Annotated in this window: 6 protein-coding genes; all 6 read left to right on the top strand. The window is 49.9% G+C overall.

Annotated features, from left to right (window positions below; genetic code table 11):
* Window positions 1-218 precede the first annotated feature (218 nt).
* The 6 genes from L5M40_RS05870 to L5M40_RS05845 all read left to right on the top strand — a co-directional run bounded on the left by L5M40_RS05870 (window position 219) and on the right by L5M40_RS05845 (window position 19552).
* Entirely contained in the window at window positions 219-1088 is an 870-nt protein-coding gene (locus L5M40_RS05870) for a helix-turn-helix domain-containing protein (RefSeq protein WP_168823209.1), read from the top strand.
* A complete protein-coding gene (locus tag L5M40_RS05865; protein WP_263256404.1) occupies window positions 1085-8974 on the top strand; it encodes a type I polyketide synthase in 7890 nt (2629 codons plus the stop codon). The genes L5M40_RS05870 and L5M40_RS05865 overlap by 4 nt, the downstream gene beginning before the upstream one ends.
* Window positions 8971-11310, top strand: a complete 2340-nt coding sequence (locus L5M40_RS05860) for a PfaB family protein (protein ID WP_263175365.1) — start codon at window positions 8971-8973, stop codon at window positions 11308-11310. The genes L5M40_RS05865 and L5M40_RS05860 overlap by 4 nt, the downstream gene beginning before the upstream one ends.
* A gap of 41 nt (window positions 11311-11351) precedes the next feature.
* A complete protein-coding gene (locus L5M40_RS05855; protein WP_263175408.1) occupies window positions 11352-17264 on the top strand; it encodes a beta-ketoacyl synthase N-terminal-like domain-containing protein in 5913 nt (1970 codons plus the stop codon).
* A 109-nt stretch (window positions 17265-17373) separates the two neighbouring features.
* On the top strand, window positions 17374-19020 hold the full coding sequence (gene pfaD, locus L5M40_RS05850) for an eicosapentaenoate synthase subunit PfaD (protein WP_263175410.1): 1647 nt from the start codon (window positions 17374-17376) through the stop codon (window positions 19018-19020).
* Between the two features lie 355 nt (window positions 19021-19375).
* Window positions 19376-19552, top strand: coding sequence for a DUF1328 family protein (locus L5M40_RS05845; RefSeq protein ID WP_028760636.1), 177 nt, complete (start codon window positions 19376-19378; stop codon window positions 19550-19552).
* Window positions 19553-19555: the final 3 nt, after the last annotated feature.

The following is a 19555-nucleotide window of genomic DNA, read 5'->3' as shown; positions in this document are numbered from 1 at the left end:
ACAGAAAATACCATTACTCAACGAAAGCCAATAAATTCCAGTCCCAGATGATTGTATCGACCCGAAACCTCAGGTAATCTGCATCCCCATTAAGTGACACAGATGATAAGCACAGGTTTTACGATGAGTGTCACTATGTTCTTCAAGAGTGCCACAGCTGACTCAGCCCAAATGGCTTCTCAGTCCCAATAGATTATGTCGGATGATAATTATTATTAATGGCAGCTCGCGACTCTCAATCTAAAGCGCCGTCTTACGCCCCCAAGAGCACAACTCAAGCGGCGAAAAAAGACAGCGCACCTCGGCATCGAAACGCCACCACCACGCCTGAAATGCGACTCTTTATCCAGCAATCGGATCTGAGCGTCAGCCAGCTGGCAAAAATTTTAAATATTACTGAGGCAACGGTGCGTAAATGGCGGAAGCGTGAGTCCATTAGTAACAGTTCGAACACGCCCCATCACCTCAATACCACGCTCACGCCGATGGAAGAATATGTGGTGGTGGGATTACGCTATCAACTCAAACTCACCTTAGATAGATTACTTCAGGTTACCCAAACCTTTATTAATCCCAATGTGTCGCGCTCCGGCCTTGCCCGTTGCTTAAAGCGCTACGGCATATCGCGGCTTGATGAATTTGAAGCACCGCAAGTTCCCGAACGCTATTTTAATCAATTGCCTGTGACGCAAGGCAGCGATATCCAAACCTATACGGTTAATCCAGAAACCTTGGCTAAAGCCCTCGCATTGCCGAGTACCGACGGCAATACTGTGGTGCAAGTGGTGTCACTCACCATACCGCCGCAACTCACAGAGCAAGCACCAAGCTCAGTACTATTAGGCGTAGACACAGCAAGTGATTGGATTTACCTCGATATTTATCAAGACAGCAATACCCAAGCGACCAATAGATATATCGCCTATGTCCTTAAACATGGGCCGTTTCATTTACGAAAGTTGCTCGTTCGCAACTATCACACCTTCTTAGCCCGTTTTCCCGGTGCCCATGGCACGCCAAAGACAAGCGCGGCTAAATCCCAAAACAAGGTCACCGTATCCAGGTCGACCCGTGGAGACTCTTTATGAGCCATACCCCTTCTGTACCTAATTCTGCGACTGAGTCAAAAAAAGATAAACGACTCAACAAACGTTTAAAAGATATGCCCGTTGCCATCGTCGGCATGGCCAGCATCTTCGCTAACTCGCGTTATTTAAATAAATTTTGGGATTTGATCAGCGAAAAAATCGATGCCATTACTGACATCCCAGACACCCATTGGCGCGCCGAAGATTACTACGATGCCGACAAAAGCAAAGCCGATAAAAGCTACTGTAAACGCGGTGGTTTTTTACCAGAAGTCGACTTCAATCCAATGGAATTCGGTCTGCCGCCCAATATTCTTGAGCTGACAGATACCTCGCAACTGCTGTCGCTGATTGTCGCCAAAGAAGTGCTTGCCGACGCCAATCTGCCCACCGATTACGATCGTGATCGTATCGGCATTACCCTAGGGGTTGGCGGTGGTCAAAAAATCAGTCAGAGCTTGAACTCGCGCCTGCAATATCCAGTGCTTAAAAAAGTATTCAAAAGCAGCGGCCTGAGCGATGAAGACAGCGAAATGCTGATCAAAAAGTTCCAAGACCAATATATCCACTGGGAAGAAAACTCTTTCCCTGGGTCCTTAGGCAACGTGATTGCAGGCCGTATCGCCAACCGTTTTGATTTTGGCGGTATGAACTGTGTGGTCGATGCTGCCTGTGCGGGCTCGCTTGCCGCTATGCGTATGGCGTTGACGGAACTGACCGAAGGTCGCAGCGACATGATGTTAACCGGCGGTGTCTGTACCGATAACTCGCCGTCCATGTACATGAGCTTCTCAAAAACGCCAGCCTTCACCACCAATGAAACCATTCAACCCTTTGATATCGATTCAAAAGGCATGATGATCGGCGAAGGGATCGGCATGGTCGCGCTTAAACGCCTTGAAGATGCCGAGCGCGATGGCGACCGAATTTATGCCGTCATCAAAGGCGTTGGCGCCTCATCGGACGGTAAGTTTAAGAGTATTTATGCGCCGCGCCCCGAAGGCCAAGCTAAAGCTCTCGAACGCGCTTACGACGATGCAGGTTTTGCCCCGCACAGCATTGGCTTAGTTGAAGCCCATGGCACGGGTACTGCAGCGGGTGATGTGGCTGAATTTAATGGCTTAAAATCAGTATTTGCCCAAGGCAACGACACCAATCAACATATCGCGTTAGGTTCAGTAAAATCCCAAGTGGGCCACACTAAATCCACAGCAGGCACTGCAGGGGTGATCAAAGCTGCGCTAGCGCTGCACCACAAGGTATTGCCTGCGACCATTAACGTTAGCAAGCCTAATCCAAAACTAAATATCGAAAGCTCACCATTCTATTTAAATACCGAAACTCGCCCATGGTTCCAGCGCGCCGATGCAACGCCGCGCCGTGCGGGTGTAAGCTCCTTTGGTTTTGGCGGCACGAACTTCCATCTCGTATTAGAAGAATACAAACCTGAGCACAGCCGCGATGAGCAATATCGTCAGCGCAGTGTGCCGCAGACACTATTGTTTGCCGCAGCCAATAAAGCCGCGCTGCTTAGCGAGTTAAAAGCTGCGCTGAGCCAAAGCGTGAACACAAGCGCAAACGCGAATAAGAGCAGCGCTGCGAGCCTGAACGCTATCGCTCAGCAATATCCGCTGCGCCCGCTGGCAGACACAGATGCCCGTTTAGGTTTTGTGGCTAAGGATATCGCTCAGCTACAAGCTCAGTTGAATCAAGCCATCTCTCATTTAGAAAGCAGTGGGCATTTAGAAAACGGGCACCTAGAAAGTAATACCAACGAGGCGTGGCAATTACCGTCTGGGATCAGCTACCGCGCAAAAGCTTTGGTCACTGAAACCAATAGCAAGAATGACTCCAATAAAGTAGCAGCCCTGTTTGCCGGTCAAGGTTCACAGTACCTGAACATGGGCCGCGAACTCGCCTGCCATTTCCCGGAAATGCGCCAACAAGTGACGGCCAGCGATAAGGTATTTGCTCACCACGGCCAAACGCCGTTATCGAACATCCTTTATCCTATTCCGGCATTCGATGCCGATGCAGTTAAAGCCCAAGAAGCGGCGCTGACCAATACCCTGTTCGCCCAAAGCGCCATAGGCGCGGTTTCAATGGCGCAATATTCGCTATTAACGCAAGCGGGTTTTGCACCCGATATGGTGGCAGGTCACAGCTTTGGTGAATTGTCAGCCCTTTGCGCGGCAGGTGTGATTTCCAATGAAGATTACGTCGAACTGGCCTTCGCCCGTGGGCATGCCATGGCGCAAGTGCCAAGTGATACCGCGAGTAAAGCAGTTGATTTAGGAACCATGTTCGCCATCATTCTTAAGCAAAAGAATGATATCGATGCGCTCAATAGCTGTTTAGCCCAGTTTGATGGCGTTAAAATTGCCAACTACAACGCACCGACACAATTAGTCATCGCAGGTGGCACAGAGCAAACTCAGCTGGCCGCTAAAGCCATTAGCGAACTGGGCTTTAAAGCGATTGCCTTGCCCGTCTCAGGCGCGTTCCATACCCCATTGGTTGGACACGCACAAAAGCCATTTGCCAAAGCCATTGATAAAGCTAAATTCAGCGCACCTTCAGTCGCACTTTATGCCAACGGCACGGGTCAATTGCACCCAAGCGATGGCAAAGCCATTAAAGCAGAATTCAAACAACACATGCTGCAATCGGTTCGCTTTAGCGAACAACTGCAGGCCATGTATGACGCTGGCGCCCGGGTGTTTGTTGAGTTTGGCCCTAAGAACATACTGCAAAAATTAGTTGAAAATACCTTAGGTGAACACTTAAATGAGCTTTGCCTTGTCAGCATGAACCCGAATCCTAAGGGCGACAGTGACAGTCAATTACGCTTAGCCGCAGTACAACTCGCGGTAGCCGGTGTGGCGTTAACTGAGGTTGACCCCTATCAAGCCGTCACGTCACAAGAGATTGCCGAGCGTGAAGCGCCATCGGCGATGAACATCAAACTCACAGCCACTAACCATATTAGTGCTGCGACCAAAGCTAAGATGGCCAAATCCCTCGCCACAGGCAGCGTGACTAGCCAAGTGCAATATGTGGATCGCATCGTTGAAACGGTTGTCGAAAGAGAAGTCGAAAAAATCGTTGAGAAAGAAGTCATCGTCGAAAAAGTGGTTGAAAAAATAATAGAAGTGGAAGCGAATCAAGTGGCAACTGTTGAAATGAAACAAACATCCCCAAGCGTGACGCAAGGCTTAAGCAATCACCAGCAACAAGCGACGGCGCAATTGAATCCAAGTACAGCAAGCGTCAGCAGCGATGCGTTAACGGCATTTTTCAGCGCACAATCTCAAGCGGCTCAGTTACATCAGCAGTTTTTAGCTATCCCACAGCAATACGGCGATACCTTCACGACACTGATGACAGAACAAGCCAAGATGGCAAGCCTTGGCATTGCAATCCCTGAAAGCCTGCAACGCTCAATGGAAATGTTCCACCAGCATCAAGCGCAAACCCTGCAAAGCCACGCCGAATTTATGCAACTGCAAAGCAGTAGCAGCCAAGCGGCCTTGGCCATGCTAAACAATGCGCCGATTAACTTTACCCCAGCGGTTGCAAGTCAGCCACGAGCAACTGCGCCGGCTCCTGCACCTGTTGCTCCAGCGCCTGTTGTTGCAACGTCAGTGGCACACAATGCCGCACCAGTGACTCAAGCTGTTGCAACGAGACCCGCGGTTAGCACACCTGTTGCGCCTGTTGTGCAAACCGCTCCCGTTGCTTATTCACCTGCTGTGACTGTACAAGTTGCGCCTGCCGCTCCTGCATTAGTCATGCCTGCTGTAGTGATGCCAGAAGTGACACCTGCGGCACCAGCAACGAGCGGCTTAAGTGCTGCACTTGTTCAACAAACCATGATGGCTGTGGTTGCCGATAAAACAGGCTACCCCACTGAAATGCTGGAACTTGGCATGGATATGGAAGCCGATTTAGGTATCGACTCCATCAAGCGCGTTGAAATTTTAGGCACAGTACAAGACGAACTGCCGGGCTTACCTGAACTCAGCCCAGAAGATCTGGCAGAGTGTCGTACCTTAGGTGAAATCGTTGACTATATGCAAAGTAAGCTTACACAAAATGACAAGCTTCCAGCAGTGGGTTCAATTATCGTAGCGCCTATTACTACTGCAAATGTGGCAACTCAAGTGGCAACAGCCGCACCTGCCGTTAACGGTTTAAGCGCTGCGTTAGTACAACAAACCATGATGGCTGTGGTGGCTGACAAGACAGGCTATCCGACTGAAATGCTGGAGCTCAGCATGGATATGGAAGCCGATCTCGGTATCGATTCAATTAAGCGCGTTGAAATCTTAGGCACAGTGCAAGACGAGCTGCCGAGTTTACCTGAGCTCAGCCCAGAAGATTTGGCTGAGTGCCGTACCTTGGGTGAAATCGTTAACTACATGAACAGCAAATTGCCAGCGGCTGGCCAAGTTGTAGTTTCTACAACAACGCCAACAACTCCTGCAGCCAGCGGTTTAAGTGCTGCGTTAGTGCTGCAAACTATGATGACTGTGGTAGCCGACAAGACAGGCTACCCCACTGAAATGCTGGAACTCAGCATGGATATGGAGGCCGATTTAGGTATCGATTCTATCAAGCGCGTTGAAATTTTAGGCACAGTGCAAGACGAACTTCCGGGCTTACCTGAACTCAATCCTGAAGATCTAGCCGAGTGTCGTACCCTAGGCGAAATCGTTGACTACATGAACAGCAAACTACCTGCGGTTGGCTCGACTTCAACTACAACAGCAGCGCAAGTCACTGTTACCGCTACAACAAATAACGGCTTAAGTGCTGCACTTGTCCAACAAACCATGATGTCAGTAGTGGCCGACAAGACTGGCTACCCCACTGAAATGCTAGAACTCAGCATGGATATGGAGGCCGATCTAGGTATCGATTCCATCAAGCGCGTTGAAATTTTAGGCACAGTGCAAGACGAGCTACCGGGCTTGCCTGAACTCAATCCTGAAGATCTGGCCGAGTGTCGTACCTTAGGTGAAATCGTTGCACTCTTTTCGAAAGAAATAGGGCAAGGCAAGCTAGGCCAAAACGCGGTAAGCCAGAATGCCGCGCCAGTTAGCGCTGTCGTTCAGCCTGAACCTACTATCGATTTACCGCCACATGATTTACCACCCCATAGCGAGGTGGTGCTAAAAAAGTTGCCAGCGGCGGCTGAGCTAGCGCAACTATCGCCACAGCAATCGTCAAAGCAATCAGCGCAACAAGGCCTGCCACGCGTTTTTGCTAAAGATGCCTGCATTATCATTAGCGATGATGGTCACAATGCTGGCGTACTTGCTGAAAAATTGCATGCTCAAGGTCTAACGGTTGCGGTTGTTCGCTCGCCAGAAAACCTTGTAGCCAGTGCATCACCGCTCAATAGCCACATTGCCAGCTTCACATTGGCGGCGATTGACGATGCCAGCATTGGTGCAGTAATTAATGAGATCAAAAGCTTAGGTACAGTTGCAGGCTTTATTCATCTGCAACCACAACATAAAACCTCAGCCGATGCGAAAGGTTTAGTGTTGTCCAGTGCCGCCAAGGCATCCGTCGAGCAAGCGTTCTTGTTCGCCAAGCACTTACAACCGTTTTTAACAACAGCAGCGACCGCCAATACTGGTAGTGGTTTTATCAGCGTCAGTCGTATCGACGGTGGTTTTGGTTATCTTAACCACAGCCAAATTGCCCGCAGCGAGTTAAACCAAGCAGCATTGGCAGGTCTAACGAAAACCTTGAGCCACGAGTGGCCAAGCGTGCATTGCCGCGCCTTAGATATCGCGCCAGCACTTGATGCCAAGCAACTGGCCAATGCTGTGATCGCTGAGCTCTTTGCAACCGATAACGTATTGGAAGTCGGTGTTAGCCAAGGCGCAGCCCAAGCACTTGAGCGTGTAACCTTAGTTGCTGGCAAGGCTGATACCCGCCACAGCGCGGCAAACTTGACGAGTGCAGATAAAATACTGGTGACCGGTGGCGCAAAAGGCGTGACCTTTGAATGTGCGCTAAGTTTAGCCAAACGCAGCAAGGCGCACTTTATCCTTGCTGGCAGAAGCAGCCAACAAGCCATTCCCGCTTGGGCACAGGGTAAGAATAACAGTGAACTTAAAGCCGCAGCTATTTCCCACATTCAAAGCTTGGGCGAGAAACCCACGCCAAAACAAGTGGATGCCTTAGTATGGCCAGTTCAAAGCAGCCTAGAAATTGCAGCCGCACTAGAAGCCTTTACCGCTGTGGGCGCGAGCGCCGAGTACTTAAGTCTCGATGTTAACAATCCAGATGCGATCGCCAGCACGATAGTGCCGATCACCGAGTTGTCGCCTATTACTGGCATCATCCATGGTGCGGGCGTACTCGCCGATAAACACATCCAAGACAAAACCTTAGATGAGTTAGCACGGGTGTATGGCACTAAGGTCACAGGTATAAGCAATCTACTTGCCGCACTGGATTTAGATAAATTAAAACTAATTGCCCTATTCTCTTCGGCGGCGGGTTTTTACGGCAATACTGGCCAAAGCGATTATGCCATGTCCAACGACATACTCAACAAAGCCGCACTGCAACTGGCGCAGCAACTGCCAAATGCCAAAGTGATGAGCTTCGATTGGGGTCCGTGGGACGGCGGCATGGTGAATCCTGCGCTGAAAAAGATGTTTATGGATCGCGGTGTTTATGTGATCCCGCTAAAGGCAGGCGCTGAGTTATTTGCTAGCCAATTACTGAGCAACACAGGCGCACAATTGCTGGTCGGTACTGATATGCAAGGCACAGTTCCAAGTGACGAGCAAGCAACTCAAGGTAGCAATCTAAAAAAGCCTGAAGCGGATCTGACCACTGACTCGTCGGATCCGCATGCTTTGCTTAACGCTTTAAATCCAAGCGCAGTAAATATAAGCGCTGTAAAACTGCAGCGCACACTGGACACTAAGGCAATGATCTTTATTGAAGATCACTGCATTAATGGTAATCCCGTATTACCGACTGTGTGCGCGATTCAGTGGATGCGTGAAGCCGCCTTTGATGTGCTCAAGCAGCCTGTCAAAGTGCAAAGCTACAAGCTGTTGAAGGGCATTATTTTCGACACTGCCGTGTTACAAAATGGAGTGTTAGAAAGTGCAGCCCCCATCACGCTAGAACTTGAACTTGCACCGATTGCGTTAACGGATAAAGCCGCGAAAGATACTGACGAGTACTTGAGTAAACAATTCAGTGCCTTAATCAGCTTTGAAGGTCGTCCGCAATATCAGGCCATCCTAGTCGTTGATGATGCTGTTGATGACGCGGCGAGTGATAACTTAGCCACTAACAGCAAAGCAACTGCTTTTGACGCGCACAGTTTGGCAGGACTTTCTGCCATCACAACCGCGAGCAGCCTTTACAGCGACGGCACACTTTTCCACGGCCCAAGACTGCAAGGTATTGAGTCGGTGGTGAAGTTTGACGATGCGAGCTTAGTCGCCAAGGTGAGCCTACCCCATGTTGCGTTAGCGGACTGCGGGAGTTTTGTGCCCAATCTGGCCCCTAAAGGCTCACAAGCCTTTGCGGAAGATTTGCTGCTGCAGGCGATGCTGGTATGGGCGAGACTCAAATATGGCGCGGCGAGTTTGCCATCAAGCATTGGTGAGTTTATTTCCCATGCGCCATTTGCCTTTGGCGATACAGGTCATCTAGTGCTCGATGTGGTAAAACACTCTGGCCGTGCCCTTGAAGCCAATATTGCGCTGTATCATCAAGATGGCAGCTTAAGCTGCGAGATGAACAACGCCAAAGTCACCATCAGTAAAAACCTTAACGGTGCATTCTTAGCTAATAAAGTTGCTAATAAAGCCATTGAAAGCGTGGAGGCAAAAATCGAGTGAATTTAGCCCACACTTTAGCAACTCTACATAGCGGCCAAACTGAAACGGCAATAGCAGACACGGCTATTACTGAAAAGCTTGCCAAGCCACTGCGTATTGCAGTGTTGCTTGGCGACGCGGTCAATCTTGACTCTCACTCAGCCCAAGTATTAGAGACGTTTGCGGAACGTGAAAGCGTTCAGATTTGCGCTGCCAATGCCGACCAATCGCCAGCACATGAACCGACTGTGCATGGACCGACTGTGCTCGAGTCGAAAATGCATAAACCGTCAGTGCATGAGCAGTCAGTGCCTGAACAAAGATCGCTCACCGCGTTATTAGGCCAAGCAACAACAGCCATTGAGCAAGGCAAGCTCGTTGAACTTAAATTCAATGATGGCAATCAGCCGCAGCCTTTGACTCAGTCCCTGTACTTGCTCGATGGTTTACGCGCCGCCAAACTGCGCCTACACGCCCACGCATTTATTGCAGGCTTTGCAGCAGGTAATGAGGCTACTGGTGGTGCGAATGCGGGTGTTGCAAATGCAGCGGCTGTTGCAAATGCGGCATTAGTGGCGGCAAAGCGCAGCCCTGCACAAACCGTTCAGCATCAGCTCGTTGCCAACACACTCAACGAGGCATTTGTTGCGCTGCGCCAAGGCGTAACCGCCCTCGCTGCGCGAACACAAGCGCCGCTTAAAGGCACTACTGATATAAAACAGACAAACGACACCAATCATCAAACTGGCTATTGGTTTAGCGACCAACATCAAGCGCGGGTTTTATGTCTAAATCTTGTAACAAAGAATCTAGCGGCAACAACATCAAACCCAGCAGATACCTTGCTGGATTCAGGCCAAGATATTTGCCAGAGCCTAGTGCTGACCCAAGGCACACAAGTTATCGCGCCCAAAGCTCTTGTTGATGAAAACCGGCTGTTTGTGCCGATAAGTGCTGACAATATTGATTCACTCATCGCGCAAGTATTGCAACTAGTTAACACTCTGGAAAATGGCGTAGGCTTTCACGCTGACTTTCGCGCTGAGCAACTCAAACCTTGCTTTGAACGCTATGATGCCAACGCACCACTGGCATTGGTCTTAATGGCGGCATCGATTGACGATCTGAAACTTGAAGCCAACGCCATGCTTGCGGCGCTTGAAAATGATGCGGTTCGTCATCAGGGTCAAGCCTTTAAGACCCCAGCAGGCAGCTGTTTTACCGCTAAGCCGCTAAGGGATGCAGGACTGACCTTTGTTTATCCCGGCGTTGGCACGGTTTACGCCAATATGTTCAATAACTTGCATGAATATTTCCCCGCGCTGTATCACCAGCTAGAACGTGAAGGCGATTTAAGCGCCATGCTGCAATCATCGCAGATTTATGCCGCAGATGTAAAAACCGCAGCAAGCATGAGCTTAAGCCAGCAAGCGATTAGTGGCGTGGGCGCCAGCTACCTATTCACTAAGCTTTTAACCCAAGTCTTTAATATTAAGCCAAAAATGGCGCTGGGTTACTCAATGGGCGAAGCCGCCATGTGGGCCAGCCTAGATGTGTGGCAAACGCCCCATGCTATGATCAAGGCCACCGAAAATAGCGATATTTTCAACCATGCCATTTCTGGCGAGCTAACCGCAGTGCGCCGAGCATGGCAGCTTAAGGATAATGAATCCATAGTGTGGAACAGCTTTGTGGTGCGCACTGATAGCAATGAAATCAAAGCATTACTGCCAGAGTTCCCTCGCGCCTACTTAGCCATCATTCAAGGTGATACCTGCGTTATTGCCGGCTGCGAAACAAGCTGTAAAGCCCTGCTTGCAAAGTTAGGTAAGCGTGGGATTGCCGCCAATCGCGTCACGGCAATGCATACCGCGCCCGCCATGTTAGTCCACGGGCAAGTACAAGATTTCTATACGCAAGCGCTGAAACCTGAGGCGCAAGATTCCCCTATTCGCTTTATTAGCGCAGCGCAAACTGCGCCAGTAACCGTTGATAGTCACAGCATTGGCCGCGCGATTGCCGATACTTTTTGTTCGCCACTCGACTTTAGTGCACTCATTCAAAATGCCACTGAGCAAGGCGCAAGGCTATTTGTCGAAGTGGGCGCCGATAGGCAAACCAGCACACTCATAGATAAAATCAGCCATGCCCATGCAGGCCAAAGCACGGTAAACGAGGCAACAGCCGCCATTGCCTGCAATGCCAAAGGTGCCGACGCGATCACCAGCTTACTCAAGTGTTTAGCTCAACTGATAAGCCACAGAGTACCGCTGTCGCTCGCGTCGCTCATGCAGCCATTAAGTGCTAACGCAGCCCCTTTATCATCAGCAGTATCACCAAAAGGAGAACCCCTGTGAGTTCTCAGCATTCCCCTACTATTGATAAAACTACCGTGCCTATGATTTTGTCAAAAAGTGCGTCAAAAAGCGCATCAAAAATTGCGATTGTCGGCCTCGCGACTCAGTATCCTGACGCCGATAATCCTCAAACTTTCTGGCAAAATCTGCTGGATAAAAAAGACTCTCGCACCAAAATCAGCCGCGAGAAGCTCAATGCCAATCCCGCCGATTACCAAGGTGTGCAAGGTCAGTCTGACCGTTTTTACTGTGATAAGGGCGGCTACATCCAACACTTTGAGTTTGATGCCAAGGGTTATCAACTGCCTGAGTCCGCCTTTGACGGGTTAGATGAAAGCTTTTTATGGGCACTCGATTGCAGTCGTAAAGCCCTGCAAGACGCAGGGATTGCCCCAAGCGATGCAGTACTGGCGCGCACTGGTATCGTAATGGGAACCTTGTCGTTCCCCACGGCCCGATCCAATGAATTATTTTTGCCTCTGTATCATCAAACCGTTGAAAAGGCGCTGCAAAACAAACTTAATCAAAGCGCATTTCAGCTGGCTGATTTTGGCAACTCAGTTAACGATCTCAATGCCAATAGCCAAGCCTTAAACGTCGCCAATGGCGCCGTTGCTCACACAGCCTCAAAGCTAGTCAGCGATGCTCTCGGTTTGGGTGGCACCCAGTTGAGTCTGGACGCCGCCTGCGCCAGCTCGGTTTATGCACTCAAACTCGCCTGTGATTACCTAACAACTGGCAAGGCCGATATGATGCTTGCGGGCGCAGTATCGGGCGCCGATCCCTTCTTTATCAACATGGGATTCTCGATTTTCCACGCCTACCCAGATCACGGTATTTCGGCGCCCTTTGATAGCAACAGCAAGGGCTTATTCGCCGGAGAAGGCGCTGGGGTGTTAGTCTTAAAACGCTTAGAAGATGCCGAGCGCGATGGCGACAACATCTATGCCGTCGTCAGCGGCATTGGTTTGTCGAACGACGGTAAAGGCCAGTTTGTATTAAGCCCCAACAGCAAGGGCCAAGTGCAAGCCTTCGAGCGCGCCTATAGTGCGGCAAACACACTGCCCGCCAATATCGAAGTGATTGAATGCCATGCCACAGGCACGCCGCTTGGGGATAAGGTCGAACTCGCTTCGATGGAACGCTTTTTTGAGGACAAACTCGCGGGCTCTGCGGTACCGCTGATCGGTTCGGCAAAATCCAACTTAGGCCATTTACTCACAGCCGCGGGTATGCCGGGGATCATGAAGATGATTTTTGCCATGCGCTCGGGTCGACTGCCGCCAAGTATTAACTTATCATCGCCGATATCTTCGCCTAAGGGCTTGTTTAGCGCTAAAAATCTGCCAACAGAATTGCATGCTTGGCCAGATAAAGCCGGCAATGACCGCCGCCACGCGGGTGTTTCTGTGTTTGGTTTTGGCGGCTGTAACGCGCATTTATTGCTGGAATCCTATGTTGCCAATACAAACAAAAAGAATGAACAAGCCGCAGCCGCTGTAAGTTACCAGCATACACCATTAAATATCATTGGCTTAGCATCACACTTCGGGCCTTTATCCTCCATTAATGCACTGGATAACACCATTCATGCTCGGCAAGATGCCTTTATCCCGCTGCCCGCTAAACGCTGGAAAGGCTTAGATAAACACCCTGAGATCTTAGCTAACTTTGGCTTGCCTTCTGTACCGCAAGGCGCCTATATCGACCAGTTCGATTTTGACTTCCTGCGTTTTAAAGTGCCGCCCAATGAAGACGACCGCCTGATCTCCCAGCAACTGCTGCTGATCAAAGTGGCCGATGAAGCGATCCGTGATGCCAACTTAAAACCCGGCGGCAAGGTTGCTGTATTAGTGGCAATGGAAACCGAACTCGAATTACACCAGTTCCGTGGCCGCGTAAATCTACACACCCAACTGGCAGACAGCCTTAAAAAACAAGGAATAACACTCACGCAAGCTGAGTATCTCGCCCTTGAAAAAATCGCCATGGACAGTGTGCTCGATGCCGCCAAACTGAACCAATACACCAGTTTTATTGGCAACATCATGGCGTCACGTATCGCATCCCTTTGGGACTTTAACGGCCCTGCCTTTACCATTTCGGCGGCGGAGCAATCGGTCGCCCGCTGTATCGATGTGGCCGAAAATCTGTTGTCCCAAGAATCCTTAGATGCCGTAGTGATCGCCGCCGTCGATTTAAGTGGCAGTTTAGAGCAAGTGATCCTCAAAAACGCCGTATCGCCAGTGGCATTTACTGCCACTGACGCAGGCTGGAAAGTCGGTGAAGGTGCTGGCGCGTTAGTGCTCACAACAGCGCAATCAAGTGCAGCCCAGCCAAGTAATGCCGCTGACAATGCTAATACCAATAGCAGCTATGGCGACAGTTATGGTCACATCAGCGGCCAAGTATTTGGCGCGATTTGTGACATACAAGGTAATAGCAACACAGCGCGCATTTGCGATGACTTGCTAACCCAAGCCAAGGTGAATAGCAGCCAGATTAGCTTGATTGAAACCAGTATTGCGGTTGAGCAACTTGCCGATTCAGAGCAGGTACTCAATACCCTGCTGCCGAGTGTGAGTGAGCGCAGCCAAGCCGCTGATACCCTAGGCCACAATTTTGCCGCTGCGGGAATGGCGAGTATTTTGAGCGCCCTGCTTCAGCTTAAAAACCAAGCGCAACTTAACAAGCATTCTTCTCAAGCTCAGCAGCACGCGCTCGTAGCGACGTTTAGCCAAGGTAAATGCTCGCAGTTACTGCTCAGCCAAAGTGCCACGCAAGCACACAATTTGCAGCAAAGGCTAGAGCAAGATTTAACGCTTTCTGAGCAAAAACACTTAATAAAACAAGTGACGCTCGGTGGCCGCGATATCTATCAGCATATCCTGGATACGCCGCTCGCCGGCCTTGATGCTATACAACAAAAAGCCCGAGCCATGACGGCATTGCCAGCACGCAGCCAGCGCAAACATTTGGCCCAAATAGCGAGCAAAGACACGAATAGCTTTGCAACAAGCAGCCCAACCACGGCTCAACAAAAAGAGACATTAAGCAGCATGCCAATGAATGCCCTAAGCACCAATAAAAACGCCACTCAAGCAGAGCTAAAAGACGCGGCATTTTTAAGCAATCAGCAACTCGCCCGTGAAGCCCATTTAGCCTTTTTACAAAGCCGTGCTGAAGGCTTGAAACTAGCCGATGCCTTGATGAAAGCCCAGCTTGCCAGCGAGTTAGCCGTCAATGGCCAAGCTGCGCCAGTACAACAGCAAGCCATTGTTCAGGCATCTGCGACAGCGGTTCTTCCACATCCAGTGCTTTATCCCAATCATGCAAAAGTGCCTGAGTACACGCCGCCAACACCGATAAGCAAGCCTTGCATTTGGGATTATGCGGATTTAGTCGAGTACGCCGAAGGTGATATTGCTAAAGTATTTGGCCCAGATTACGCCATTATCGACAGCTATTCGCGCCGTGTACGCCTGCCAACCACTGACTATTTGCTGGTATCTCGGGTAACGAAATTAAACGCCCAGATGAACCAATATCAGCCTTGCACTATGACTACAGAATACGACATTCCTGTGGACGCCCCCTATTTGGTCGATGGCCAAATCCCTTGGGCCGTGGCGGTTGAATCGGGTCAATGCGACTTGATGCTGATCAGCTACTTAGGTATCGATTTTGAAAACAAGGGCGAGCGCGTTTATCGCCTGCTCGATTGCACCCTGACCTTCCTTGGCGACTTACCGCGCGGTGGCGACACCCTGCGCTACGACATTTCCATCAATCACTTTGCCCGCAATGGTGATACCTTGTTGTTCTTCTTCTCCTACGAATGTTTCGTGGGCGACAAGCTGATCCTGAAAATGGATGGCGGCTGTGCTGGCTTCTTCACCGATAAAGAACTGGCCGACGGCAAAGGCGTTATTCACACCGAAGCCGAAATCAAAGCGCGCAACCTCGCCTTGAATAATCCGAATAAACCGTGCTTTAATCCGCTGCTTGATTGCGCGCAAAACCAATTTGATTACAGCCAAATCCATAAACTGCTCGGCGCCGATATCGGTGGCTGTTTTGGCGGCGCACACGCGGCGCATCAAGCCCAATATGGTTTGCAGCCCTCTTTATGTTTTGCATCCGAAAAATTCCTGATGATTGAACAAGTCAGCAATCTTGAGGTGCATGGCGGCGCGTGGGGCTTAGGCTCAGTTCAAGGCCATAAGCAGCTCGAAGCTGATCATTGGTATTTCCCGTGTCATTTCAAGGGCGACCAAGTGATGGCGGGATCATTAATGGCCGAAGGCTGTGGTCAATTACTACAATTCTTTATGCTGCATATTGGGATGCACCTCGGTGTAAAAGACGGTCGTTTCCAACCGCTAGAAAATGCGTCACAAAAAGTGCGCTGTCGCGGTCAAGTTTTGCCGCAATCTGGCCTGCTCAGCTATCGCATGGAAATCACCGAAATCGGTATGAGCCCGCGCCCCTATGCTAAGGCGAATATCGATATTTTGCTCAATGGCAAAGTGGTCGTGGATTTCCAAAACCTTGGGGTGATGATCAAAGAAGAAGCCGAATGCACACGCTACCTCGCGGATAGTGAGGCCAGCACAGCTAACAATACGACTAGAAATGTCGCTAAAAATGCTGTTTCGGCTGCGCCGCTGGTTTCAACAACACCCGTATCGTTAGCGGCGCCGCTGATGGCACAGTTGCCTGATTTAACCGCGCCAACCAATAAAGGCGTAGTGCCGCTTAAGCATATGTCTGCGCCGATTGCGCCAGCGGATTCAAAGTATGCTAACCGCGTGCCCGATACCCTACCGTTCACGCCGTACCACATGTTCGAATTTGCCACGGGCGATATCGAAAACTGCTTCGGCCCCGATTTCAGCATCTATCGCGGCCTAATTCCACCGCGCACGCCTTGCGGTGATTTGCAGCTCACGACTCGCGTCATTGCGATTGACGGCAAACGCGGCGAGCTGAAAAAGCCCTCTTCATGTATCGCCGAATATGAAGTGCCTGCAAATGCTTGGTATTACGATAAAAACAGCCATCACGCCGTAATGCCCTATTCTGTGCTGATGGAAATATCACTGCAGCCAAACGGCTTTATCTCGGGCTATATGGGCACCACCTTGGGCTTCCCCGGCCAAGAGCTGTTTTTCCGTAACTTGGACGGTAGCGGTAAACTGCTGCGCCACGTGGATTTACGCGGCAAAACCATAGTGAACGACTCACGTCTATTATCGACTGTTATTGCCGGCAGCAACATCATCCAGAATTTCAGTTTTGAATTAAGCTGCGATGGCGAGCCTTTCTATCAAGGTAAAGCGGTATTTGGTTACTTCAAGGGCGATGCGCTGAAAAACCAACTTGGCATAGATAATGGCAAGATCACTCAGCCTTGGCATGTGCAAAATGGCATAGCCGCCGATAGCCAAATCAATCTGTTAGATAAACAGCATCGCAGCTTTAACGCGCCACAAGGTCAGCCGCATTACCGTTTAGCGGGCGGTCAACTTAACTTTATCGACAAGGCTGAAATCGTAAAAGCCGGCGGTAAAGCGGGCCTTGGCTATTTATACGCCGAGCGCACGATTGACCCGAGTGATTGGTTCTTCCAATTCCATTTCCATCAAGATCCTGTAATGCCAGGCTCCTTAGGGGTTGAAGCCATTATCGAGCTGATGCAAACCTATGCGATTAACCAAGACCTTGGTGCGGGTTTTAAGAATCCTAAATTTGGGCAGATTTTATCGGATATCAAATGGAAATATCGCGGCCAAATTAACCCATTAAACAAGCAGATGTCGCTAGATGTACACATTACCAGCGTGACAGACGACAATGGCAAACGCATCATTATGGGCGATGCCAACTTGAGTAAAGATGGTCTGCGGATTTATGAAGTTAAAGATATCGCCATCTGTATTGAAGAAGCCTAGCGAGTTTACGCAGTTAGAAAGACGCTAATCTCGAATAACGAATAACGAATAGTTGCGCCGCCTTGGCTATCCACATCACCAAGGCGGCACAAATAACATGAGAACACCTATGACTAGCCATACTCTAGATCAATTCAATAGCAATAACGAAAAACTCAGCCCTTGGCCGTGGCAAGTCAACGATGCCGCGCTGAGCTTTGATATCGACTCATTAGGCAAAAAACTCAAAGATTTAAGCCAAGCCTGCTACTTAGTGAATCACAGCGAAAAAGGCTTAGGCATAGCGCAAACGGCCGAAGTGACCACAAGTGACAGCCAAGCGCCACTAGGCTCACACCCTGTCAGCGCCTTTGCCCCTGCCCTTGGCACCCAAAGTTTAGGCGACAGTAATTTTCGCCGCGTCCACGGCGTTAAATACGCTTACTACGCTGGCGCTATGGCCAACGGTATTGCCTCGGAAGAACTGGTTATCGCGCTAGGTCAAGCGGGCATTTTGTGTTCGTTTGGCGCGGCGGGGTTAATTCCATCCCGCGTTGAAGCGGCCATTACTCGCATTCAGGCGGCGCTGCCTAATGGTCCTTATGCTTTTAACTTAATTCACAGCCCAAGCGAGCCCGCATTAGAGCGCGGCAGTGTTGAGCTGTTCTTAAAACATAAAGTGCGCACGGTCGAAGCCTCGGCATTTTTAGGTTTAACGCCGCAAATCGTCTATTACCGCGCGGCGGGTTTGAGCCGCGACGAACATGGCGAGATAGTCATTGGCAACAAAGTCATCGCCAAAATCAGCCGTACCGAAGTCGCGACTAAGTTTATGGAGCCGGCGCCTGCCAAAATCCTCCAGCAATTAGTGAGTGACGGCCTTATCAGCCAAGACCAAATGGCGATGGCATTGCTTGTGCCTATGGCGGACGACATCACAGCCGAAGCCGACTCAGGCGGCCATACCGACAATCGCCCGCTAGTGACGCTATTGCCGACGATTTTGGCGCTTAAAGATGAAATCCAAGCTAAGTATCAATACAAAACGCCTATCCGCGTGGGTGCTGGCGGCGGCGTCGGTACACCCGATGCAGCATTAGCCACCTTCAACATGGGCGCGGCCTTTATCGTCACAGGTTCAATCAACCAAGCTTGCGTCGAAGCGGGCGCGAGTGAACACACCCGTAAGTTACTCGCTACCACAGAAATGGCCGATGTGACTATGGCGCCTGCCGCCGATATGTTCGAAATGGGCGTGAAATTACAAGTGGTTAAGCGCGGCACCCTGTTCCCAATGCGCGCCAATAAGCTTTATGAAATCTACACCCGTTACGATTCGATTGATGCCATCCCTGCGGACGAGCGTAAAAAACTCGAAGAGCAAGTGTTCCGCTCATCACTCGATGACATTTGGACTGGCACAGTAGCCCACTTTAACGAGCGCGATCCTAAGCAAATCGAGCGCGCACTGGATAACCCCAAACGTAAGATGGCGCTGATTTTCCGCTGGTATTTGGGTCTATCGAGCCGCTGGTCAAACACAGGCGAAGTCGGCCGCGAAATGGATTACCAAATTTGGGCAGGCCCAGCGCTCGGCGCATTTAATGCGTGGGCCAAAGGCAGTTATTTAGATGACTATAAGGCCCGTAATGCGGTGGATTTAGCCAAACATTTAATGGTGGGCGCAGCATATCAATCCCGCATTAACCTGCTGTTATCCCAAGGCGCGAGCATTCCAGTTAGCCTGCAACGCTGGAAACCATTAAATCGTTTTTAAACGTATTTAGCTCATATCATCTTGTATTATAAGATCATAATATCTTCAAGCCGACACAAACTCACAGTGTCGGCCTTTATTTGTCTTTACTTATGAACGACATCAGCTCACAGTCTTTGATTCAACGTATTAGGCTGAAACTCTTACCGAAGCTTAGGTAAAAATTGCCTACCCCTCTTTTAATTCACTCACACCATTTTAAATAAAATGATTTAAATTATATTTAAAATCAATTAACTACTTAAAATTTTTAAAGTTGGCATTAAGATCGCAATCAAGTAAGAGCCATTAGCCGTTACCTTACAAGTGACACAAACGGTCATGAGAAGGATTAATACAAGGGCAGGAGGTTATTATGCTAGGTTGGACATTAGTATTTCTAGTTGTTGCCGTGATTGCTGGGTTGTTAGGATTTGCTGGGATTGCTGGCGCAGCGGCGGGAATAGCGAAAATCATTTTCTTCATATTTATTGTGTTATTAGTGATTTCTCTGCTGATCAATGCCCTTAAGGGTAAATCACCGCGACTATAATTT

Origin of the sequence: Shewanella sp. SM68 (assembly GCF_025653925.1) — a bacterium.
Taxonomy (GTDB): Bacteria; Pseudomonadota; Gammaproteobacteria; order Enterobacterales; family Shewanellaceae; genus Shewanella; species Shewanella oncorhynchi.
The sequence above is the reverse complement of the archived record's forward strand: the minus strand, read 5'-3'. Positions and strand labels throughout refer to the sequence as shown.